This window comes from Sphingomonas sp. 37zxx (assembly GCF_000786205.1).
GTDB lineage: Bacteria > Pseudomonadota > Alphaproteobacteria > Sphingomonadales > Sphingomonadaceae > Sphingomonas.
Window position 1 is genome coordinate 59,481 of sequence record NZ_JROH01000007.1, and the last position, 20,127, is coordinate 79,607.

A 20,127-nucleotide genomic window follows, 5' to 3' on the forward strand; every position below is an offset into this window, starting at 1 on the left:
CCGCCCGCAACAGGCGGCGGCGCAAGGCACCAAATCATCCCCCAGCTTGAACCCGCCCCCCGCAGGGCCATTTACGGGCGACCATGCAAGACAACCTTACCCCAAAGCAGATCGTAGCCGCCCTCGACCAGCACATCATCGGCCAGAACGACGCCAAGCGCGCAGTTGCGGTCGCGATGCGCAACCGCTGGCGGCGCCAGCAGCTCGGCAGCGAGCTACGCGATGAAGTGACGCCGAAGAACATCCTGATGATCGGGCCGACCGGCTGCGGCAAGACCGAAATCAGCCGCCGCCTGGCCAAGCTGGCCGATGCGCCGTTCGTGAAGGTCGAAGCGACCAAGTTCACCGAGGTCGGCTATGTCGGCCGGGATGTCGAACAAATCGCCCGCGACCTGGTCGAAGAAGCGATCCGGCTGGAAAAGGAACGCCGCCGGATCGCGGTGAAGGACAAGGCAGAGGCGGCGGCGATGACCCGGCTGCTCGACGCGCTGACCGGCAAGGACAGCTCGCAGGCGACGCGCGAGGCGTTCCGCCTGCGCCTGAACGAAGGCCATCTCGACAATACCGAAATCGAGATCGAGCTGGAGGCCGCCCCAACGACGCCGTTCGAAGTGCCCGGCGGGATGCCGCAGATGATCAATCTGGGCGAAATGATGAAGGGCTTGAGCGGCCCTCAGCTCAAGCGCCGCAAGATGAACGTCCATGCCGCCTGGGAGAAATTGGTCGAAGAAGAGGCCGACAAGCGGCTCGACCAGGACGAAGTCAGCCGCGCGGCGCTTGCTGACGCCGAAGCCAATGGCATCGTCTTCCTCGACGAGATCGACAAGATCGCGGTGAGCGACGTGCGCGGCGGATCGGTGAGCCGCGAGGGCGTTCAGCGCGACCTGCTGCCGCTGATCGAGGGCACCACGGTCGCGACCAAATATGGCCCGATGAAGACCGACCATATCCTGTTCATCGCCAGCGGCGCGTTCCATGTCGCCAAGCCGAGCGACCTGCTGCCCGAACTACAGGGCCGCCTGCCGATCCGCGTCGAGCTGAAGGGGCTGACCGAGGCCGATTTCGTGGCGATCCTGTCGGACACCAAGGCGTCGTTGCCGGTGCAGTATAAGGCGCTGATCGCGACCGAGGGGGTCGAGGTGAACTTCACCCCCAGCGGCATCGCCGCCATCGCGCGCATCGCCGCCGAAGTGAATGGCGAGGTCGAGAATATCGGCGCGCGGCGATTGCAGACGGTGATGGAAAAGCTGCTCGAGGAAGTCAGCTTCGAGGCCGAGGACCGCAAGGGAAGCGTGGTCGAAGTCGATGGTGCCTATGTCGACGCGCAGCTCAAGGAAATCGCGCGTAACACCGATCTCAGCCGCTACGTGCTCTGATTATTTGGCGGGCTTGCGGTAAGGCGTGAACATCCCGAGGCGGCAAAAGGCCGACGGGATGGTCACGCCGCCGCGTGGCAGCGTCTGGAACCGGTCGTTGCGGCACATCTGCCCGCCAAAGATTTCGGCGATGACGATCGAATCATCGTCGAGCGAGGGGCATCCCTCGACGTTGGTGACCCACAGTTCCGCGCCGATCTGACGGTAGATCATCACGTCATTGCCGATGATCTGCGGCCCTTGCGGATTAAGGCTTGGCAGGCATTGCTGCGGTTCTCCCGCGACCAACCCTCGGGTAACCTTGGCGAACTGCGCGGCCGCCTGCGCTTCGCTGGCCGCCATTTGCTCGGGCGTCGCGGCACAGCCGAACAAGGCTAGCCCAAGCGAAGCTGCAACCAGCGCCCGCATCAGCTATCCCCCGATCGCGATGGCCGGCGATAGGGCACGAAATCGCCCAGCGCGCACGATCCGGTGGGGAACCCGGTATTACGGTCGACCAACGTCACGATATCGCCGCGACATAATTGGCTGATCGGCGTCTGTGTCACCATGATATCGTTGAAGCCGATTCGGCAGCCGGGGCTGGTGTCGTTCCGATAAAACTGCCGGGTGCCGTGCTGGTACAGGATGGTCTGGCCATAGCTATTGCTGCCGCGAATCTGGCTATACGGAACGCAGGATTGCGGCTTGCCGGGAACCAGGCCCGCCAATCGTTTTTCCAGTTTTCCGGCCTGCTCAGCTTCGGCAGCATCGGTGCGCGCGATCTCCTGCGGCGTGGCGGTGCAGCTCGCCAGCGCGACTGCGGCCAACAGCGAAAAAGCTATGCGATGCATCATGCGTCTCCCGGTTCGACCAACCATCGCCCAAATGCTGAGCGCATCAAAATGACTAACCCCTGAACGCATCTTTGGCTGCACGCCGCTCCGCCAGTTGCGCCGCCGTTGCAGCCCGCAGAAACGGATTGGTCGCAAGCTCGAGCGCGATCGTCGTCGGCACCGTCGGCTCGCCCGCCGCGCGCTGGCGCTCGACCGTCTCAAGCCGCTTGGCGATCGCCGCATTGCCCGGCTCGGCGACACGCGCGTAACGCCCGTTCGACAGGGTATATTCGTGCGCGCAATAGACCACCGTCTCAGGCGGCAAGGCGGCAAGGCGCTGCATATTGCCGAACATCTGCCCGGCATCACCCTCGAACAACCGCCCGCAGCCCATCGCGAACAAGGTGTCGCCGACAAAGACGCTCGCATCGTCGGCGAAGTGAAAGGCGATATGGCCGGCGGTATGCCCCGGCGTTTCGATTACCGTGGCGACATGGCCGCCCAGTGCAACGCTATCCCCCTCGCCCACCAGCCGATCGGCAGTGGGGATCTTCGCCGCCTCTGCGGCAGGCGCGATCACCACCGCACCATGCGCCGCCTTGATCGCGGCATTGCCGCCGGTGTGATCGGGATGCCAATGCGTGTTCCAGATCGCCCCGATCCGCCAGCCGCGCGCGTCGGCCTCAGCCAACACCGGCGCGGCCTCGGCGGGGTCAACCACCATCGTCTCGCCTGATTGGACATCATGCACCAGCCAGACATAATTGTCCGACAGTGCAGCGATGCGGACGACTTCCAGCGCCGCCATCACCATTCGCCGATATTGGGAGCCGACTGCCAAGGCTCGGCAGGGGCAAGTGCCGGGCCATCCTGCAGCAGTTCGATCGAAATGCCGTCGGGGGTCCGCACGAACGCCATATTGCCGTCGCGCGGCGGGCGGTTGATCACCACCCCGGCATCGGCGAAGCGCTGGCAGGTCGCGTAGATGTCGTCGACATAATAGGCCAGATGCCCGAAATTGCGCCCGCCGGTATAGGCCTCGGGCGGCGTACCGTCTTCGGCGGGCCAGTTATAGGTCAACTCGACCTCGGCATCGGCGCGCTCGCCCGGCCCGCGCATCGCATCGGGGGTGGCGAGGAAGATCAGCGTGAAGCGCCCCGCGCTGTTCTCCATCCGGCGCACTTCCTTGAGGCCCAGCAACTCGAAGAACGCGATCGTCGCGTCGGGATCGCTGACGCGAATCATCGTGTGAAGATATTTGGTCATGGCGGCGCGGCTCCGTTGGGCTTAATCTGTTGGCAGTAGCCGAATATCGGTTCGGGGGATGGGCGATGGAAGAGCGGGTGGCGACGAATCGTTCGATATGGCTGCTGGCGGCGGCATTGGTGCTCGCGATCGGGATGATCGTCGGCGGCTATCTGCTGGGCAACGGGCTGGTACGCGCGCGGCTGGCCGATCGCTCGGTCACGGTACGCGGCCTTGCCGAGCGCGACGTCAATGCCGACCTGGCGGTGTGGACGCTGAACTATCAAAAGGTCGGCACCGACACCAACACGGTACGCACCGAAATCGCTGCCGACACCGCACGCATCCGCGCCTTTTTCGCCAGCCTTGGCTTTCCCGCCGATGCGCTGGCACCTGCGGGCACCGGCGTCAGCCAATATAGCAATAACGGCGTGATGACGGTGACGATCAACCAGCGGATGCAGCTACGCACCACCGACATCAAGCGCGCACAGGCCGCGGTCGCTCGCCAGTTCGACCTGGTGAGCCAGGGCGTGCTGCTGCAGGAAGGATCGGGGATTTCGTACAGCTTCACCAAGCTCAACGACATCAAGCCGCCGATGGTCGCCGCCGCCACCCGCGACGCGCGCGCCGCCGCCGAACAATTCGCCAAGGACAGCGACACCGCGGTCGGCGGCATCAAAAGTGCGACCCAGGGCTATTTCTCGATCGAAGCGCGCGACGGGGCCGATGGCGGCAACGACACCCCGTTCAAGAAGGTGCGCGTGGTGACGACGGTGGATTTCTATTTGAAGTAATCCTCAAATCCTCCCCGACACGGGGAGGGGGACCGCCGCGAAGCGGTGGTAGAGGGGGCGTGCCGCGAATGCAGCACCGGTGGATAGCCCCTTCCATCAGCCCAGCGGGTTGCCGCCTGGCCCTTATGCAAACCCCTCGACCACCCGAATAATCGCAGCGATGTCCTGCTCGCGCGACAGCCGGTGGTCGCCATTCTTGAGCAAGGTCAGCGACACATCGTCGCCCGCCAGCAATTCCATCAGCCGGATCGCCCGCGCGCTGGGCACTTCGGCGTCATGGGTGCCGTGGATCAGCCGCACCGGCACCGATACCGGGATCGGCCCGAACATCAGCCGATTGGCCTCGCCCGATTGCCAGAAGGCGCGGGTCGTCACCATGGGCGCGTCGCCATAGGGCGATGGCTTTTCGAGCCGCCCTTCGCTCAGCAGGGTCATCTTTTGTTCAGGGGTGAAGCCCCAATCGGTGAAATCGGGTGCCGCTGCGATGCCGACCAGCCCGGCGATCCGATCGGGTCGCGCGCGTGCGACCAATAGCGCCAGCCAGCCGCCCATCGACGAGCCGACCAGCACCACCGGCCCCTTGGTCGCGCTGTCGAGCACCAGCAGCGCATCGTCGCGCCAGTCGGCCAGTGTGAAATCCTCGAACGCGCCTTCGCTCTCGCCGCAACCGCGATAATCGAAACGAACGAAGCCGCGGCCATGCTCCTTGGCCCATGCCTCTAGCGCCATCGCCTTGGTCCCGCTCATGTCGCCGGCATAGCCGGCCAGGAACAGGATCGTCGGGCCGGTGCCTTCGGTCACGCGAAAGGCGATGCGGGCGTCGGTCATGCAGGGCTCCGTTGTTGTAGCTGCGCAACCATGTCGGCGGCGAGCAGGCTCAAGGTGTCGTCGCGCGCGCCCATCAGCACGATCCGGTCGCCGGGCCTGGCCTGCGCGACCAGATGCGCGGCGGCGGCGGCGCGATCGGCGATGTGACGCGCGTCGGCACCCTGCATCGCAAGATCGGCGACGATGTCGGCGCTGGTGACTTCGCGCGATGTGGTGCCGCCATGATAGACCGGATCGGGCAGCACCAGCAGGTCGTCGCCGCGCAGCCGTTGCGCGAACATCGCCACCAGTTCGCGCCGCATCACCTTCAACGGACCAAAGCCATGTGGCTGGAACAGCAGCAGCAGCCGGCCGGGAAAGGCATGCAGCGTATCAAGCGTCGCCGCGATCTTTTCGGGGTTGTGCCCGAAATCGTCGATCACCGCGACGCCATCGCCCTCACCCACCAGCTCGAAGCGGCGCTTCAGCCCCCGAAAGCCCGCAATCGCCGCCACCGCATCGGCGCGCGGCACCCCCGCCGCGATCGCCGCGGCCAATGCCGCCAGCGCATTTTCGACATTATGCCGCCCCGGCACCGCCAGCGTCACGCGATCGGTAACCCCATCGGCGGTAAGGTCGAAGCCGATGCCATAGCGTTCGGGCACCAGCCTGCTCGCGACCAGATCGGCCTCGCCCTCGATCGCGAAGCTGCGGCGCTTGGCCCCCAAGGTCGCGGCGAGCGCGGCGGCTTCGGGATCGCCGACATTGACCACCACCGTCTGCGCCTTGCCCGCGAAATCGCCGAACAGCGCGCGCAATTCGGGCAGCGGCTTGTGATCGAGGCTGACATTGTTGAGCACCGCGATTCGCGGATCGTACAGCGCTATCGACCCGTCGCTTTCGTCGACTTCGCTGACGAACGTCTCGCCCTCGCCCACCAGCGCGCTGGCGAAGGGAGCTTCGGGGCGCGCGAAATTCTTCATCACCGCGCCGTTCATGATCATCGGCTCGCGGTCACATGCGTGGAGGATCCAGCCGATCATCCCGGTGACGGTCGACTTGCCCGACGTCCCCGCCACCCCGATCGCCATCGCGCTGTCGTTGAACAAACGGCTGAGCAATTCGGCGCGCGACAGCCGCTGCGCTCCGACACGATCGGCGGCAACAATGTCGGCAACATTCGGCTCGATCGCCGCCGAGGCGACGACGATCTGGTCGGGCGAGGTGATGCCGCTGCCGTCCTGCGGGAACAGCGCGACGCCCAGCCGTTCGAGCGCCGCGAACTTGGCGGGCACCGTGCCCTGATCGAGCGCGCGGTCGGACCCTGCGATCGTCGCGCCGCGCCCGGCCAGGATCATCGCCAGCGGCATCATCCCCGACCCGCCGATCCCGACGAAGAAATAGCGTTTTCCATGCTCCATAACCGCGCGCTATCGACTGATCGCCGATGCGGGGCAAGTCCGGCGGAACAGAAGAACCGGGTCCCGCAAAGGCGCGAAGCCGCGAAGCAGGTGCCCCGTATACGCCCACGCCAGGATCGCCCCCAACGCTTCTCCCGCGCCAGCGGCTTCCCGCTTCGCACCTTCGCGTGAACCTCTTACCTTCTCAGCGCCCTCCGCGGCTCCGCGCGAACCAACTCGACTTCGCCCGGACCCACCGGATAAGGGTAGCCACATGAAGATCGCCGTCGTCGCCCCCGCCCGCTCGATCCAGCCCGAAGCCGCCGCGCGCGCACAGGGGTTTGCGGCTCTGCTCTATCCGCAAGTCGAACTCACCTTCGACCCGCAATGTTTCGCCGAAACCGGCCATTTTGCGGGCAGCGATTCGCTGCGCGCCGAGATTTTCCTGAAATACGCCAATGACCCCGCCTATGACGCCATCTGGTTCGCGCGCGGCGGCTATGGATCGAACCGGATCCTCGATGTGGTAATGCCCGGCCTGGGCGCGGCGGCGCGCGCCAAGACCTATATGGGCTATTCGGACATGGGGTTCGTGCTTGGCGCTTTATATGCGCGCGGGATCGGCAAGCCGGTCCACGGGCCGATGGCGACCGAGGCGACCGAGCGCAACAAGGGTGCCCCGGCGGGCCGCGCGCTCGCCTGGCTGGTCGAACAAAACCGCGCCGCGCTGGAGCCGGGGCTGCATGGCCGACCGGCGGCGGCGTTCAACATGGCGATCCTTACCGCGATGCTGGGCACGCCCTGGATGCCCGACCTGACCGATCATGTCCTGATCCTCGAGGAAGTCGGCGAGGCGGTGTACCGGATCGACCGCATGATGTGGCAAATCGCCGACGCGACTCAGCTGCGCGGCATCGCCGGCATTCGCCTGGGCAGCGTCACCGCGATCCCCGAAGGCGCGGGCGAGGCCGAATTCGGCGACACGCTCGAGAGCATCATGCTGCGCTGGTGCCGTTCGATGAACGTGCCGTATCTGGGGCGCGCGGCGGTTGGCCATGACGCGACCAATACCGTGGTCCCGTTCGGGGTGGCCTGAGGCTCAGGCCGGAAGCCCCAGCGCACGAAGCCGCGCGGGTGCGCCGGTCTTGACCTTGAAAAACCCCGCAGTCCCCAGCGGCCAGATCGCCGCATCATACTCCCGCACGAACGTCGCCACCGGCAAGCCACCCCGATCGCCAAGCGCCCCCACCGGCACATAAGGCGCAACCGGCATTGCCCCCGCCGCCGCATCGGCAATCGCGGCAGCCTCCTGCACGACAACGCCCGGACACCCATAAATCTCGCCAGCGCGTGCAACCGCGTCGGCCAGCGCCCCCTCGGCAAAGGCGCGTACCGCCGGGGCCGCGCGCGGATCGGGTGATGCCAGCCCGATCACCCGCGACGGCGCGCGGTCGATCGGCGCGGCAATGCCCGTATCCCCCTCGTGCAACACCAGCGCCCAATCACCCGCCGGCTGGGGCACCGGCGGCGGCGCGAACGCCACGCGCGGCACTTCCCCCGCCTCGACCAGCGGCTCGACTTCCTCGACCAGCCCGGTCGGCGCAAACCGCCCGCCGGTGTAGCGCGCGATATTCTCGGCCCGCGCGGCATAGGCCTTGCCGCGCGTATGCAACCCCGCCACCCAGCGCCATGACAAGGTATTCGACGCCGAATCGCCGTCGATCAAATGGCGCATGAAAAAGTCCGCGCCCAATTCCCACGGCAGCCGCAACGTGAAGATCCAGATGCTGGCGAACCACATCCGCGCGTGATTGTGCAGCCAGTTGCGCGTCGTCAGCTCGGTCGCCCAGGCGTCGAAACAGTCGATCCCAGTCCGCCCTTCGCACGCCGCGCGATAATCGCGCGCCACCCCGCCATTGGCATCGACCAGCGCCAGCGCCGCATCGCGCCCCGCGACATAGGCCGGCCACGTCCCCGGCCGCTGCTCAAGCCAGCCGCGAAAATAGCCGCGCCACAGCACTTCGCTCACGAACTTCTCGGCCTTGTCCGGCCCATGCGCGCCCAGCGCCGCCGCGAGCACTTCGCGCTCGTCGACCAGCCGATAGCGCAGGTACGGCGACAGTTTCGAAACATGCTCGGGCCAGCCATCGCGCTCGGCTTCGGGTCCGGGATCGGCATTGCGGCGATCGGCATAGGATCGCCCCATCAACGGCGTGAAACGGACAAGCCGATCAAGCGCGGCGGCACGGGTGGGGAGCAACTGGGTCATGCACTACGCCTAGGCCGCAACCCCCGCGCGACCAATGCCGCCCTTTGCCACCCCCAATCATGCCCTTTCATTTGCCTCGCCAGCCCTTGCGGGCCATATGCGTCGCGCTGCAATTCCGACGAAAGGCCCTTTCTGTGTCCGCCATGTTCCGCATCTCGCTTCCCGACGGCTCTGTCCGCGAGGTCGCCCCCGGAACTACCCCGGCGGATGTCGCCGCAGCGATCGGCCCCGGCCTTGCCAAGGCGGCGCTGGCCGCGCGCGTCGATGGCGAGGTGCGCGACCTGTCGCGGCCCTTTACCGGCGATGCCCAACTGGCGCTGGTGACGGCACGCGACGAAAAGGACGCGCTCGAATTGGTCCGCCACGACCTAGCGCATGTGATGGCCGAAGCGGTGCAGACGCTGTTTCCGGGCACCCAGATCACCTTCGGCCCCGCGACCGAGGACGGCTTTTACTACGACTTCGCGCCCAAGGATCGCCCCTTCACCGACGAAGACCTCCCCGCGATCGAGGAAGCAATGCGCGCGATCATCGCCCGCGACGAACCCTTTGTGCGCGAAGTCTGGACCCGCCAGCGGCTGATTGATCGCTGGACCCAACAGGGGGAGAGCTTCAAGGCCGAATGGGCCGCCGAATTGCCCGAGGGCGAGGAGCTGACGGTCTATCGCCAGGGCGATTGGCTCGACATGTGCCGTGGCCCGCATCTGGCATCGACCGGCAAGCTCGACCCGCAGGCTTTCAAGCTGACGCGAGTCAGCGGTGCCTATTGGCGCGGCGACCAGAGCAAGGCGATGCTCAGCCGAATCTATGGCACCGGCTGGCTGAACAAGAAGCAGCTCGACGCACATCTGATGCGGCTCGAAGAAGCGGCCAAGCGCGACCATCGCAAACTGGCGGTCGAGATGGACCTGTTCCACCTCCAGTCCGAAGCGCAAGGCAGCGTGTTCTGGCACCCCAAGGGTTACATGATCTGGCGGCAATTGGAGGCGTATCTTCGTCGCCGGCTCGACGCGGGCGGCTATCGCGAGGTCAAGACCCCGCAATTGATGGACGCGCGCCAATGGGAGCAGTCAGGCCATTGGGGCAAATATCGCGAGAATATGTTCGTCGTCCCCGACGAAGTGCCGCATGTCGCCGAAGAAGGCAGCGAGGCAGACGCGCCGGTGCTGTCGGGCAAGGCCGAGCTGATGGCACTCAAGCCGATGAACTGCCCCGCGCATGTGCTGATCTTCCGCCAGGGGATCAAATCCTATCGCGACCTGCCGATCCGCATGTCCGAATATGGCTGCTGCCACCGCAACGAACCGCATGGCGCGCTGCACGGGCTGATGCGCGTGCGCCAGTTCACCCAGGACGACGCGCATATTTTTTGCCGCGAGGACCAGATCGTCGACGAGGTCGGCATGTTCTGCGACCTGCTCGACGTGGTGTATCGCGACCTTGGCTTCGAGAAATATTCGATCAAGCTCGCGCTTCGCCCCGAAAAGCGCTTCGGCACCGATGCGATGTGGGACTGGGCCGAGCAATCTATGCGCGACGCGGTCGCCGCGACTGGCCGCGCGACCGAGGCATATGGCTGGGAGGAACTCCCCGGCGAAGGCGCGTTCTATGCCCCCAAGCTCGAATTCCACCTGACCGACGCGATCGGGCGGACCTGGCAGGTCGGCACGATCCAGACCGACACCGTGCTGCCCGAACGGCTCGACGCCAGCTATGTCGGCGAGGATGGCGCGCGCCATCGCCCGATCATGCTCCACCGCGCGATCCTGGGATCGTTCGAGCGTTTCATCGGCATCCTGATCGAGCATCACGCCGGGCGCTTCCCGATGTGGCTCGCGCCGGTGCAGGCGGTGGTGGCGACGATCGTCTCCGATGCCGGCGACTATGCCCATGCAGTGGTCGCCAAGCTCAAGGCGGCGGGCATCCGCGTCGAAAGCGATCTTCGCAACGAGAAGATCAATTATAAGGTGCGCGAACATTCGCTGGCGAAGGTTCCGTATCTGTTGGTGGTGGGCAAGCGCGAGGCCGATGAATCGACCGTCGCGATCCGCACCCTGGGCAGCCAGGGCCAGCAGATGCTGTCGCTAGACGACGCGATCGCGATGTTGACCCGCGAAGCCCTCGCCCCCGATCTGCGCGCGCCGGCCGGCTAGCCGGCGGCTGACGCGGGGGCTCGATGATGCTATGCTTGGCGCGATGACCGTCTTTCAGAACATCCAGCGCGGGCTGATCCCGGCGCGGCTGACCGTCGAGGAGGTCTATGCGCTCACCGAATCGGGGGTATTGCGCGAAAGCGAGCGGTTCGAGCTGATCGACGGGGAGATCGTGCCGATGGCGGCGGCGAAGGCGAATTGGCATTCGATCATGGAAGCGCGGTTGATTCGCGCCTTGCGCGGATTGCCCGACACCGTCGATTTATACCCAGGTGCATCGATCACGCTGGCTCCCCGTTTGTTGCTCGAGCCCGACCTGGCGGTCTTGCCGCGTGGTGCGATGATCCGCGACGTGCGCGGTGCCGATCTGCTGTTGGTGATCGAAGTATCCGACAGCTCATTGAGCTACGACCTGCGCGTTAAAGCCCCGCTCTACGCGGCACATGGCGTGCGCGAATATTGGGTCGTCGATGCGGTCCGCCAGACGATCCGCGTCCATCGCGCACCGGCGGGCGGCAGCTATACCAACGTCGCCGAATATGAAGCGCATGACCCGGTCACCGCATCGTTGCTGCCAGGCATCAGCGTCCGACTGGATTCGCTCGACTAAATAGTTTGCGCGATTTCCTGTCGCCACCGGCTTCCCGCGGCGACCAATCTTCCCTATATTGGCGGTTTAACAGTTCAGGAGCTAACCACATACGTCCTCCCATGATCCGGCGCCCAGTGGCGCCACCGATGAACGGCCCGCGCTTTAACGAGTTTATTCAGTCGCCCAAGGTCCGCGTGATCGATCAGGACGGCGAGAATCTCGGCGTGATGTACACGCGCGAGGCGATGGAGCAGGCGCAGAGCGTCGGCCTCGACCTGGTCGAGGTGTCGCCCAACGCCGATCCGCCCGTGGCCAAGTTCCTCGATGTCGGCAAGTATAAGTACGAGGCCCAGAAAAAGGCCAATATCGCGCGCAAGTCGCAAAAGACGCAGGAGATCAAGGAGATCAAGATGCGTCCGAATATCGACGATCACGATTACGATGTGAAGATGCGCTCGATCCACAAGTTCATCGGCGAGGGCGACAAGGTGAAGATCACCCTGCGCTTCCGTGGCCGCGAACTCAGCCACGGCCAGCTCGGCATGGCGCTTCTCCAGCGCGTCCAGGCCGATTGCGCCGAAGATGCCAAGGTCGAGAGCTATCCGCGCATGGAAGGTCGACAGATGCTGATGGTGCTGTCGCCCAAGTGAGGATGCCGCTGGCCGCCGCCCCGCTCGCGCTCGCCGCGTGCGGCGGCGCGGCGCAGAAGCGCGAGATCGTGCAAATGACCGCATGGCTCGAAAAGCGCGGCGAACCGGTGCGGGCTGGCAAACCATAAACTCGTTGGTCGGTAGCTCAACGCGGGCGAGGGTCTGAAAAGACAGGCCCTCACCCTTCCGCGGCTACACCGCTCCCTCCCTCTCCCGCAGGCGGGAGAGGGAGGGAGCGCGAAGCGCCGATAGGGTGAGGGCCTGTCCCGGGACAAATCACGATACCCGAGTCTTAATCCCCGCCGCCGCCATCGGCATCGCTCCAATCATCGCCACCCCGTTCGCGATCCGATTGTCCGCCCGCCTCGCTACCCGCTACCGTCGCATCATCGTGGCCCCGCCGCGCGCTGCGCTTGCGCAATCGTCGTCGCAGCATCACCCCGCGCGCAACCAGCACGCCGGCAATCGCCAGTGCAACCATCACCAATGTGCCGGTCGGCAATCCGTCGGGGGTAGTTGCTGCGGTCGTGGCAAGTGCCAGCAACGCAATCGATGGGCGAGTCATCCGGCAAGCTGCTCCGTCAGGCGATAATAACGCCGCATTCCTATCACGAAGGCACGGCCTTGCCACATGCCGCCGCGCCAGCCGGCCGCACTAAGCCGCCTGCGCCACCACGTCGCTGCCCGCCGCAGCGTCCAACAACCGCCGCTCGACCGCTTTGAGCCGCGACGTCGAATCGATCTTGTCGCCGAGCAGATCGGTCACATAAAAAGTATCGACCGCGCGCTCGCCATAGGTCGCGACATGCGCCGAATGGATCGTCACCTTCGACTGGAACAGCGCCTGGGCGAGATCGAACAGCAAGGCCGGGCGGTCGCGCGCATTGACTTCGATCACGGTGAAACGGTTCGATGCCTTGTTGTCGATCAGCACCGCAGGCTCGATCGAGAAGGCGTCGGCGCGCGGGCGCGGCAGCGGCTTGCCCTGCAACCGCTCGGTCAGCCGCGCGCGATTGGCGAGCGCGTCGGCGATCGTAGTCTTGAGCCGCCCTAATTGCGCCTCGTCGTCGAACGGACGCCCCAGCGGATCCTGTACCAGGAAATTGTCGAGCGCCATGCCGTCGCGCGTGGTGTGGATCCGCGCGTCGATGATGTTGCCGCCGGCAGCATGAATCGCGCCCGCGATGCGGTAGAAGATACCCGGATGGTCGGCGGCATAGATCGACACCAACGTCGCGCCGCGCTCGGCATCGGGCTGCGCGTCGATCGACAATTGCGTCTCGCCCGCCGCCGCCATCATCCGCGCATTGCGTTCGAGCACGTCGATCGGCTCGGCAACCCAATAGGCTTCGGGCAGCCGCTTCACCAGCCGGGCGAAATCGCGCTCGGCCCAGCCAAGCGCCGCGTGCAGCCGCTGCTGCTTGGCCAGCACCCGCTCACCGCGCCCGCGCTGCTTATGGCCCAGCCGAAGCACTTCCTCGGCTGATTCGTACAAATCGGTGAGCAACTGGCGCTTCCACCCGTTCCACACCCCCGGCCCCACCGCGCGGATGTCGACCACGGTCAGCACCAGCAGCATCATCAGCCGCTGCGGACTGGCGACGATCGCGGCGAAATCGAGGATCGTCTTGAAGTCCGACAGGTCCCGCTTGAACGCGGTTGCCGACGCCAGCAAATGCCAGCGCACCAGCCACGCCACCGTCTCGGTCTCGGCCGGCGTCAGCCCGAAACGGGGGCACAGCCGTTCGGCGACTTCGGCCCCCAGCACCGAATGATCGCCGCCGCGCCCCTTGGCGATGTCGTGCAGCAGCACCGCGACATACAGCGCGCGGCGCGACACGATCTGTTCGAACAGCACCGTCGCCAGCGGATGATCCTCGGCCAGCCGCCCGCTCTCGATCTCCGCCAGCAGCCCCACCGCGCGGATCGTGTGCTCGTCGACGGTATAATGATGATACATATCGAACTGCATCTGCGCGACGACGCGGCCGAAATCGGGCACGAAGCGGCCCAGCACGCCGGCCTCGTTCATCCAGCGCAGCACCTGTTCGGGTTCGCGGGGGGACGTCAGCACGTCGAGGAACAGCGTATTGGCGCGCGGATCGTCGCGATACTCGTCGACCAGCTTGGCATCGCGCGCCGCCAGCCGCATCGCTTGCGGATGGACTTCCAGGCCATGCGCGTCGGCAAGCGCGAACAATTCGATCAACCGCACCGGATCATCTTGCAGGAAATGGTCGGTCGGCAACGCCAATCGCCCGCGATCGAGCACAAAGCCCTTCAGCTTGCGCGGGCTTCGCCGGATCGCGGGCAGGCCAAAGCGCCGCCCGCGTGCCGCCAGCGTCTCGTCCAGATGCGCCAGGAACACGCCGGTCAAGTCGCCGACGGTTTTAGCCTGCAGAAAATAGAAATGCATGAAGCGCTCTACCGCCGACTTCCCCGGCCGATCCGAATAGCGCATCCGCTCTGCAATCTCGCGCTGGACGTCGAAGGTCAGCCGTTCCTCGGCCCGCCCGGCGATCAGATGCAGGTGGCATCGCACCGCCCACAGGAAATTCTCGGCGCGGTTGAATCGGCGATATTCCTGCCGGGTCAGCACCCCCTTGCCCACCAGTTCGGCGGCGCGCTGGACGCCATAGGCATCCTTACCGATCCAGAACAATGTGTGCAGGTCGCGCAAGCCGCCCTTGCCCTCTTTCACATTGGGTTCGACGACATAGCGGCTGTCGCCCATCTTCTTGTGGCGCACGTCGCGCTCGGCCAGCTTCTGCGCGACGAAACCGCGCGTGTCGGTTTGCACCTCGGCCTTGAAGCGCCGCGCCGCCTCGTCATACAGCGCGGTGTCGCCCCAGACATAGCGCGCCTCGAGCAACGCGGTGCGCACCGTGACATCCGATTTGGCCATCTTGGCCATCTCGTCGAGCGAGCGCGAAGAATGGCCGACCTTCAGCCCCATGTCCCACAGGGCGTACAGCATCGTTTCGATCACCTGCTCGCACCACGCGGTGCGGCGGATCGGGGTGAGGAAGCCCAGGTCGACGTCCGAATGCGGTGCCATCTCCCCGCGCCCATAGCCGCCGACCGCGACCAGCGTCATCCGCTCGGCGGCGGTGGGATTCGAATTGGGGTACAGCCGCCGCAGTGTGAAATCCCACAACAGCCGCAGCAACTGATCGACCAGAAACCCCTGTGCGGCAGCGGTTTCCAGGCCGCGCGTCGGGTGCTCGGCAAAGCGCCGCTCGATCTCGGCGCGCCCCGCGTCGAGCGCATCCTTCAATATCGCGCTGCCCGCCTGACGAAGCGCGGTGGGGTCGGTGGCTTCGACGACCGCCAATTGATCGGCAAGAATACGCCGGTCGATGATCGCACGGCGATTGGGGAGCGTGGCAAAGCGGGGAGGCATCAGCTTAAGATAGAGGGCCGGCGGCGCATTGTCGCGAAAATCCTCCCCAAGCCTGCTCGGGGAGGACCGGGATCTTACTCAGCCGCCTTGGCCACGCCGACCAGCGCGGGGCGCAACAGGCGGTCGCGGATCATGTAACCCGCCTGGACTTCCTGCACGATCGTTCCCGGAGCGACCTCGGCAGAGGGCACTTCGAACATCGCCTGGTGGCGATTGGGGTCCAGGCTTTCGCCCATCGGCGTCATCCGGGTGATGCCGTGGCGCGAAAAGACGCTCTCGATCTCGCGACCGGTGGCGTCGAGGCCGACGACCAGTCCCTTGAACTTCTCGTCATCGCGAAGCTCGGCGGGGATCGCCGCCAACGCGCGCGACAGATTGTCGGCGACCGACAGGATGTCGCGCGCAAACGCCGTGGCGGCATAGGCGCGCGCATCGGCGGCTTCCTTTTCGGCGCGGCGGCGCACATTCTGCGTGTCAGCCTGTGCATACAGCACCGCCTTGCGCGCTTCTTCCAGCTCGGCCTCCAGCTCGGCGACCCGATCGTGTTCGGCGAGTTCGGGGGCGGCTTCGGCGGTCGCTTCGCGGATTGCCTCGGCTTCGGCGGCCAGGCCGCTATCCTTATTGTCTTCCATGATTCCCTATTGTGTCGCAGTTCAGCCAAGTAGCCGCGCGATCGTCGCGGCCGTAAAGTCCACCATGGGCACGACGCGCGCGTAGTTCAACCGAGTAGGCCCGATCACCCCCACGACGCCGACCACCCGCCCGTCCATCGCGCGCACCGGTTTGGCGATCACCGACGACCCCGACAGCGCGAACAATTTATTCTCCGATCCGATGAAGATGCGCGCGGCATCCCCTTCACGGGCGCTGTCGAGCAGGCGGGCGATCTCTTCCTTGCCCTCCAGCTCGTCGAGCAATTGGCGGACGCGATCCAGGTCTTCGGCTGCCGAATTGTCGATCAGCCGCGCCTGGCCGCGCACGATCAACACCGGGCGGCGGTCGCCATCCTCGCTCCACACTGCCAGCCCGCGTTCGACCAGCGTGCGCGCAGTCGCATCCAATTCGGCGCGTTCGGCGGTGATCTGGCGATCGATCCGCGCGCGCGCCTCGGCCAGCGTCAGCCCGGCCAGCGTCGCCGACATGTAATTGGCGGCCTCTTCAAGCGCGCCCGGCCCCATGCCTGCGGGCAATTCGACCACGCGATTCTCGACCGATCCATCATCGCCGACCAGCACCGCCAGCGCCTTGTCATGGCTAAGCGGCACGAAGCCGAACTGCTTGAGCACCGGTTCACGTTTCGGCACCAGCACCAGCCCGGCGCACGCCGACAGTCCCGAAAGCACGGCGGTGGTGTTGGCCAGCGCCTCCTCGACCGGGCCGCGCTCGCCCGCGCGCGCCTCGATCGCCGCGCGCTCCTCGATCGAGGGTTCGTGGCTTTGCATCATGCCGTCGACGAACAGCCGCAAGCCGCTATGCGTCGGCATCCGTCCGGCGCTGGCATGCGGCGCGGCGAGCAGGCCGAGTTCCTCCAGATCCTGCATCACATTGCGGATCGACGCTGGCGACAGGCTCAGCCCCGAAATCTTGGACAAGGTCCGCGATCCCACCGGCAGCCCGGTTTCGAGATAGGATTCGACCACGATACGGAACACGTCGCGCGCGCGGTCGGTCATTTCGTTGATCGGGTTCATCGCCGACATGTAGTCCGCCGCGCATGCAATGGCGAGCCATCGCGCCGCCGCATCGCCGAGAGCGGCAGGATAAGGGCCAGGGGGTGGCATCGCCGCCGCTCCCATTCTACTGAACGACGAAATTCAAAGGAGACTTCCCCATGCGCCCATCCGGCCGCGCCCCCGATCAGATGCGCCCGCTCACGATCGAGCCCAATTTCACCCGCCACGCCGAAGGTTCGGTGCTAATCGGCTTTGGCGACACCAAAGTGCTGGTCACCGCCAGCATCGAAGAGCGCGTGCCGCCGTTCCTGCGCGGCAAGGGCGAAGGCTGGGTCACCGCCGAATATGGCATGCTGCCACGCTCGACCCACACCCGCAGCAATCGCGAAGCCGCCAAGGGCAAGCAATCGGGCCGCACCCAGGAAATCCAGCGGCTGATCGGCCGCAGCCTGCGCGCGGTCACCGACCTGAAGGCGCTGGGCGAGCGCCAGATCACGCTCGATTGCGACGTGATCCAGGCCGATGGCGGCACCCGCACCGCCTCGATTTCGGGCGCATGGGTCGCGCTGCGGATCGCGGTCGATAAATTGCTGGCCGAGGGCAAGCTGACCACCGACCCGATCGTGCATCAGGTCGCCGCCGTAAGCTGCGGCATCTATCAGGGCACCCCGGTGCTCGACCTCGACTATCCCGAAGATTCGGGGGCCGATGCCGACGCCAATTTCGTGCTGCTCGACAATGGCTCGATCGCCGAGGCGCAGGCGACTGCCGAGGGCGCGACCTATGACGAGGAAGGCCTGCTTCGCCTCCTGCGCCTCGCGCGGATCGGCTGCACCGAAATCTTCGCGGCGCAGCGCAAGGCCATCGGCCGGTGAGCGGGGAAGGCTCTGGCCGCCAGGCGATCCGCAAGCTGACGCCGGGCCGGCTGGTCATCGCCAGCCACAATCCCGGCAAGGTGCGCGAAATCCGCGCGCTGCTGGGGCCGCTGGGGATCGAGCCGGTGTCCGCCGCCGAGCTCGACCTGCCCGAGCCCGAGGAGACCGGCACCACCTTCGTCGCCAATGCCGAATTAAAGGCGATGCAGGCCGCCGACCTATCGGGCCTGCCCGCGCTCGCCGATGATTCGGGGCTGTGCGTCGAGGCGCTGGGCGGCGATCCGGGCATTTTCTCGGCGCGCTGGGCGGGGCCGTCGAAAGACTTCGACCTCGCGATGCAATTGGTCGAGGACAAAATGGCGGCGATCGAGCCTGCGCCGGGACGCGACGCGCATTTCATCTGCGCGCTGGCGCTCGCCTGGCCCGACGGCCATGTCGAATGGTTCGAAGGGCGCGTCGACGGCGTGCTGGTATGGCCGCCCCGCGGCGACCAGGGCTTCGGCTATGACGCGATGTTCCTCGCCAATGGCGAAACCGAAACCTTCGGCGAGATGGACCCGGCCCGGAAACACGCGATGAGCCACCGCGCCGATGCCTTTGGCCAATTGGTAAAGGCGGTGTTCTGACCGCCTTTGCCGGTCGCGGCGCTCACATCGCCTTGGCAAGCACCACGAACGCCAGTTCGCGCGTCCGGGCGATGCCGAACCGCACATCGTCGAGCGGGAACGGCCGCGTCTCGCCAGTGCGCGCATAGCCGCGCCGTTCATACCAGGCGATCAGCTCGGGCCGTTGGCGGATCACCGTCATCTCGACCACCTGCGTCTCGAAATGCGCCACCGCCGCGCGTTCGGCGGCGGCCAGCAGCGCACGACCGATGCCGCCTGCCTGCACATCGGGCCGGACCGTCAACAACCCCAAATAGCCCACGCCCCCCTCGCGTCTGGCAACCGAGACACAGCCTGCCCCGTCCTGGCGCATCAGCAGCAACTGATCCGGGTCGGCGATGATCGCGGCCAATGCTTCGCGGTCGGTGCGCTGGCCGCCCAGCAGATCGGCCTCATGCGTCCACCCGCCACGCGCGCTGTCGCCGCGATAGGCGCCCTCGATCAGCGCATGCAGCAAGGGGATGTCGTCGGCGGCAGCGGTGCGGATGGCCGGCGTCTCATGTCGTTTCGCCGATAAGGCGGCATCGTCGCTCACGCCGGCCCACCGACAGGACAGATTAGCCCGCGTGCACCTGGATCCTCTTCGTTCCCAAAAGCATTCATTTTGCGAAGCTTGATACCCATAAAGCAGTCATTCCACGGGACCTGAGGTCAAACAAGCGGTTTGGCAGCGCCAAACCTCCCTGCTTTCGAGCGAGACCGACAAAATGCTTGCCAATGTAGCGCCAGGGTGCCGCCTCCCGGTACGGTCGACGACGCGCCGGACTGGTCGGACTACTCTGCGGCCAAGGCCGTAGACGCATGAAGCAGCCAGTCGGCTATCGCCCAGTTGCGGTCACTTCGGAACGGGCAGACCGCGAACGTCGCGCCAGTATTCGTCACGCACGTCAGCATCCACCTCAATCGGCCTCGCGCTGCTGGGGTAGAGCCTGTCAGCGCCATCCCGTCGCGGCCCGGAAATCCAATATTCCTCACCGGTCGCTACGTCGAAGTAGTTAGACTTCAAGCCACCGCTGCCACCAAGCCGCTGAAACGTGCGACCGTCATAGTGGATTGACTGTCCCGACTGCGACATCATCACGCGACCAATCCGAGCGGGGCCATTCAGCCCGCCCGACTTGTCTTCGACATACATGATCCGGGTTTTTCTGGCGTTCATGGTCAGCCCTCCAAAGGCCGCATAGCAGGCGTCACCGCCAATCGGAACGGCAGCTAACCACTATTTCGAACATTCCCTCGATCAGCCGGGCACCATCACCACACCGTCAATCGATCCCGCTGTCCTACAAGCTCCCGCTTTGATACGCATGCTGGATGAACACGCTTCACTCCCCCTCCACCGCGGCGCATTCCGTTCGCGGGAAAGGCGAATCCACGGGGTACGTAGTGTAGCTTTTGTAGCTTTCC

General features: G+C 65.7%; 22 protein-coding genes. 9 read left to right on the plus strand and 13 right to left on the minus strand.

Features of this window, described 5'->3' with window-relative positions; genetic code table 11:
- The first annotated feature begins 83 nt into the window (after positions 1 to 83).
- Positions 84 to 1,376: an ATP-dependent protease ATPase subunit HslU gene (gene hslU, locus QU44_RS04530; protein ID WP_033920433.1), complete on the plus strand. Its 1,293-nt coding sequence runs from the start codon at positions 84 to 86 to the stop codon at positions 1,374 to 1,376.
- On the opposite strand, the gene QU44_RS04535 is transcribed toward hslU, so the two are convergent.
- The 4 genes from QU44_RS04535 to QU44_RS04550 are packed head-to-tail and all read right to left on the minus strand — an operon-like array spanning position 1,377 to position 3,457.
- A complete protein-coding gene (locus tag QU44_RS04535; protein ID WP_033920435.1) occupies positions 1,377 to 1,784 on the minus strand; it encodes a hypothetical protein in 408 nt (135 codons plus the stop codon). It lies immediately after the preceding gene.
- A complete protein-coding gene (locus tag QU44_RS04540) occupies positions 1,784 to 2,212 on the minus strand; it encodes a hypothetical protein (protein WP_052134333.1) in 429 nt (142 codons plus the stop codon). Before QU44_RS04540 ends, QU44_RS04535 begins: the two co-directional genes overlap by 1 nt.
- Positions 2,213 to 2,264: 52 nt before the next feature.
- The gene (gloB, locus tag QU44_RS04545) at positions 2,265 to 2,999 is read right to left on the minus strand and encodes a hydroxyacylglutathione hydrolase (RefSeq protein WP_033920485.1); all 735 of its coding nucleotides are present in this window, start codon (positions 2,997 to 2,999) and stop codon (positions 2,265 to 2,267) included.
- Positions 2,999 to 3,457, minus strand: coding sequence for a VOC family protein (locus QU44_RS04550; protein WP_033920437.1), 459 nt, complete (start codon positions 3,455 to 3,457; stop codon positions 2,999 to 3,001). The genes gloB and QU44_RS04550 overlap by 1 nt, the downstream gene beginning before the upstream one ends.
- Positions 3,458 to 3,522: 65 nt before the next feature.
- On the opposite strand from QU44_RS04550, the gene QU44_RS04555 reads away from it, so the two are divergent.
- Complete coding sequence (locus QU44_RS04555; RefSeq protein ID WP_052134334.1) at positions 3,523 to 4,233, plus strand: SIMPL domain-containing protein; 711 nt, start codon at positions 3,523 to 3,525, stop codon at positions 4,231 to 4,233.
- Positions 4,234 to 4,356: 123 nt separating this feature from the next.
- Here QU44_RS04555 and QU44_RS04560 read toward each other — a convergent pair whose 3' ends face one another.
- On the minus strand, positions 4,357 to 5,061 hold the full coding sequence (locus QU44_RS04560; protein WP_033920438.1) for an alpha/beta fold hydrolase: 705 nt from the start codon (positions 5,059 to 5,061) through the stop codon (positions 4,357 to 4,359).
- A complete protein-coding gene (locus QU44_RS04565; protein WP_033920440.1) occupies positions 5,058 to 6,461 on the minus strand; it encodes a glutamate ligase domain-containing protein in 1,404 nt (467 codons plus the stop codon). Before QU44_RS04565 ends, QU44_RS04560 begins: the two co-directional genes overlap by 4 nt.
- A 253-nt stretch (positions 6,462 to 6,714) precedes the next feature.
- Here QU44_RS04565 and QU44_RS04570 point away from each other — a divergent pair, with 253 nt between their 5' ends.
- A complete protein-coding gene (locus QU44_RS04570) occupies positions 6,715 to 7,536 on the plus strand; it encodes an LD-carboxypeptidase (RefSeq protein ID WP_033920442.1) in 822 nt (273 codons plus the stop codon).
- 3 nt (positions 7,537 to 7,539) lie between these two features.
- On the opposite strand, the gene QU44_RS04575 is transcribed toward QU44_RS04570, so the two are convergent.
- Positions 7,540 to 8,709 carry an FAD-binding domain-containing protein gene (locus tag QU44_RS04575; RefSeq protein ID WP_033920444.1) on the minus strand — a complete coding sequence of 390 codons (1,170 nt, stop codon included), beginning with the start codon at positions 8,707 to 8,709 and terminating at the stop codon, positions 7,540 to 7,542.
- Positions 8,710 to 8,852: 143 nt separating this feature from the next.
- Here QU44_RS04575 and thrS point away from each other — a divergent pair, with 143 nt between their 5' ends.
- The 4 genes from thrS (at position 8,853) to QU44_RS18845 (ending at position 12,232) form a co-directional block, all read left to right on the plus strand.
- Positions 8,853 to 10,862 (plus strand): threonine--tRNA ligase, encoded by a 2,010-nt coding sequence (gene thrS, locus QU44_RS04580; RefSeq protein ID WP_033920445.1) that lies wholly within the window; start codon positions 8,853 to 8,855, stop codon positions 10,860 to 10,862.
- A 43-nt stretch (positions 10,863 to 10,905) separates the two neighbouring features.
- A complete protein-coding gene (locus tag QU44_RS04585) occupies positions 10,906 to 11,472 on the plus strand; it encodes a Uma2 family endonuclease (RefSeq protein WP_033920489.1) in 567 nt (188 codons plus the stop codon).
- Between the two features lie 101 nt (positions 11,473 to 11,573).
- Entirely contained in the window at positions 11,574 to 12,104 is a 531-nt protein-coding gene (gene infC / locus QU44_RS04590) for a translation initiation factor IF-3 (protein ID WP_033920447.1), read from the plus strand.
- Positions 12,105 to 12,106: 2 nt separating this feature from the next.
- On the plus strand, positions 12,107 to 12,232 hold the full coding sequence (locus QU44_RS18845) for a hypothetical protein (protein ID WP_269429160.1): 126 nt from the start codon (positions 12,107 to 12,109) through the stop codon (positions 12,230 to 12,232).
- 164 nt (positions 12,233 to 12,396) lie between these two features.
- Here the strand turns inward: QU44_RS18845 and QU44_RS04595 are convergent, their stop codons facing one another.
- The 4 genes from QU44_RS04595 to hrcA form a co-directional block, all read right to left on the minus strand.
- A complete protein-coding gene (locus tag QU44_RS04595) occupies positions 12,397 to 12,669 on the minus strand; it encodes a hypothetical protein (protein WP_033920448.1) in 273 nt (90 codons plus the stop codon).
- 90 nt (positions 12,670 to 12,759) lie between these two features.
- Positions 12,760 to 15,507 carry a [protein-PII] uridylyltransferase gene (locus QU44_RS04600; RefSeq protein ID WP_033920450.1) on the minus strand — a complete coding sequence of 916 codons (2,748 nt, stop codon included), beginning with the start codon at positions 15,505 to 15,507 and terminating at the stop codon, positions 12,760 to 12,762.
- A gap of 74 nt (positions 15,508 to 15,581) precedes the next feature.
- The gene (grpE, locus tag QU44_RS04605) at positions 15,582 to 16,139 is read right to left on the minus strand and encodes a nucleotide exchange factor GrpE (protein ID WP_033920452.1); all 558 of its coding nucleotides are present in this window, start codon (positions 16,137 to 16,139) and stop codon (positions 15,582 to 15,584) included.
- 21 nt (positions 16,140 to 16,160) lie between these two features.
- The gene (gene hrcA, locus QU44_RS04610; protein ID WP_033920453.1) at positions 16,161 to 17,207 is read right to left on the minus strand and encodes a heat-inducible transcriptional repressor HrcA; all 1,047 of its coding nucleotides are present in this window, start codon (positions 17,205 to 17,207) and stop codon (positions 16,161 to 16,163) included.
- A gap of 131 nt (positions 17,208 to 17,338) precedes the next feature.
- On the opposite strand from hrcA, the gene rph reads away from it, so the two are divergent.
- On the plus strand, positions 17,339 to 18,055 hold the full coding sequence (gene rph / locus QU44_RS04615; protein ID WP_033920455.1) for a ribonuclease PH: 717 nt from the start codon (positions 17,339 to 17,341) through the stop codon (positions 18,053 to 18,055).
- Positions 18,052 to 18,681 (plus strand): RdgB/HAM1 family non-canonical purine NTP pyrophosphatase, encoded by a 630-nt coding sequence (gene rdgB / locus QU44_RS04620; protein ID WP_033920457.1) that lies wholly within the window; start codon positions 18,052 to 18,054, stop codon positions 18,679 to 18,681. The genes rph and rdgB overlap by 4 nt, the downstream gene beginning before the upstream one ends.
- Positions 18,682 to 18,703: 22 nt before the next feature.
- On the opposite strand, the gene QU44_RS04625 is transcribed toward rdgB, so the two are convergent.
- Positions 18,704 to 19,255, minus strand: coding sequence for a GNAT family N-acetyltransferase (locus QU44_RS04625; protein ID WP_231621608.1), 552 nt, complete (start codon positions 19,253 to 19,255; stop codon positions 18,704 to 18,706).
- Between the two features lie 300 nt (positions 19,256 to 19,555).
- Positions 19,556 to 19,879: a hypothetical protein gene (locus QU44_RS04630; RefSeq protein ID WP_033920460.1), complete on the minus strand. Its 324-nt coding sequence runs from the start codon at positions 19,877 to 19,879 to the stop codon at positions 19,556 to 19,558.
- Positions 19,880 to 20,127 lie beyond the last annotated feature (248 nt).

Coding starts and splice junctions, on each gene's coding strand:
- QU44_RS04570 (WP_033920442.1), top strand. CDS start 6,715: ATGAAGATCGCCGTCGTCGCCCCCGCCCGCTCGATCCAGCCCGAAGCC.
- gloB (WP_033920485.1), bottom strand. CDS start 2,999: ATGGCGGCGCTGGAAGTCGTCCGCATCGCTGCACTGTCGGACAATTAT.
- QU44_RS04630 (WP_033920460.1), bottom strand. CDS start 19,879: ATGAACGCCAGAAAAACCCGGATCATGTATGTCGAAGACAAGTCGGGC.
- grpE (WP_033920452.1), bottom strand. CDS start 16,139: ATGGAAGACAATAAGGATAGCGGCCTGGCCGCCGAAGCCGAGGCAATC.
- infC (WP_033920447.1), top strand. CDS start 11,574: ATGATCCGGCGCCCAGTGGCGCCACCGATGAACGGCCCGCGCTTTAAC.
- QU44_RS04560 (WP_033920438.1), bottom strand. CDS start 5,061: ATGACCGACGCCCGCATCGCCTTTCGCGTGACCGAAGGCACCGGCCCG.
- thrS (WP_033920445.1), top strand. CDS start 8,853: ATGTTCCGCATCTCGCTTCCCGACGGCTCTGTCCGCGAGGTCGCCCCC.
- QU44_RS18845 (WP_269429160.1), top strand. CDS start 12,107: ATGCCGCTGGCCGCCGCCCCGCTCGCGCTCGCCGCGTGCGGCGGCGCG.
- QU44_RS04540 (WP_052134333.1), bottom strand. CDS start 2,212: ATGATGCATCGCATAGCTTTTTCGCTGTTGGCCGCAGTCGCGCTGGCG.
- QU44_RS04550 (WP_033920437.1), bottom strand. CDS start 3,457: ATGACCAAATATCTTCACACGATGATTCGCGTCAGCGATCCCGACGCG.
- QU44_RS04600 (WP_033920450.1), bottom strand. CDS start 15,507: ATGCCTCCCCGCTTTGCCACGCTCCCCAATCGCCGTGCGATCATCGAC.
- QU44_RS04575 (WP_033920444.1), bottom strand. CDS start 8,709: ATGACCCAGTTGCTCCCCACCCGTGCCGCCGCGCTTGATCGGCTTGTC.
- QU44_RS04565 (WP_033920440.1), bottom strand. CDS start 6,461: ATGGAGCATGGAAAACGCTATTTCTTCGTCGGGATCGGCGGGTCGGGG.
- rph (WP_033920455.1), top strand. CDS start 17,339: ATGCGCCCATCCGGCCGCGCCCCCGATCAGATGCGCCCGCTCACGATC.
- QU44_RS04585 (WP_033920489.1), top strand. CDS start 10,906: ATGACCGTCTTTCAGAACATCCAGCGCGGGCTGATCCCGGCGCGGCTG.
- hrcA (WP_033920453.1), bottom strand. CDS start 17,207: ATGTCGGCGATGAACCCGATCAACGAAATGACCGACCGCGCGCGCGAC.
- QU44_RS04535 (WP_033920435.1), bottom strand. CDS start 1,784: ATGCGGGCGCTGGTTGCAGCTTCGCTTGGGCTAGCCTTGTTCGGCTGT.
- QU44_RS04555 (WP_052134334.1), top strand. CDS start 3,523: ATGGAAGAGCGGGTGGCGACGAATCGTTCGATATGGCTGCTGGCGGCG.
- QU44_RS04595 (WP_033920448.1), bottom strand. CDS start 12,669: ATGACTCGCCCATCGATTGCGTTGCTGGCACTTGCCACGACCGCAGCA.
- hslU (WP_033920433.1), top strand. CDS start 84: ATGCAAGACAACCTTACCCCAAAGCAGATCGTAGCCGCCCTCGACCAG.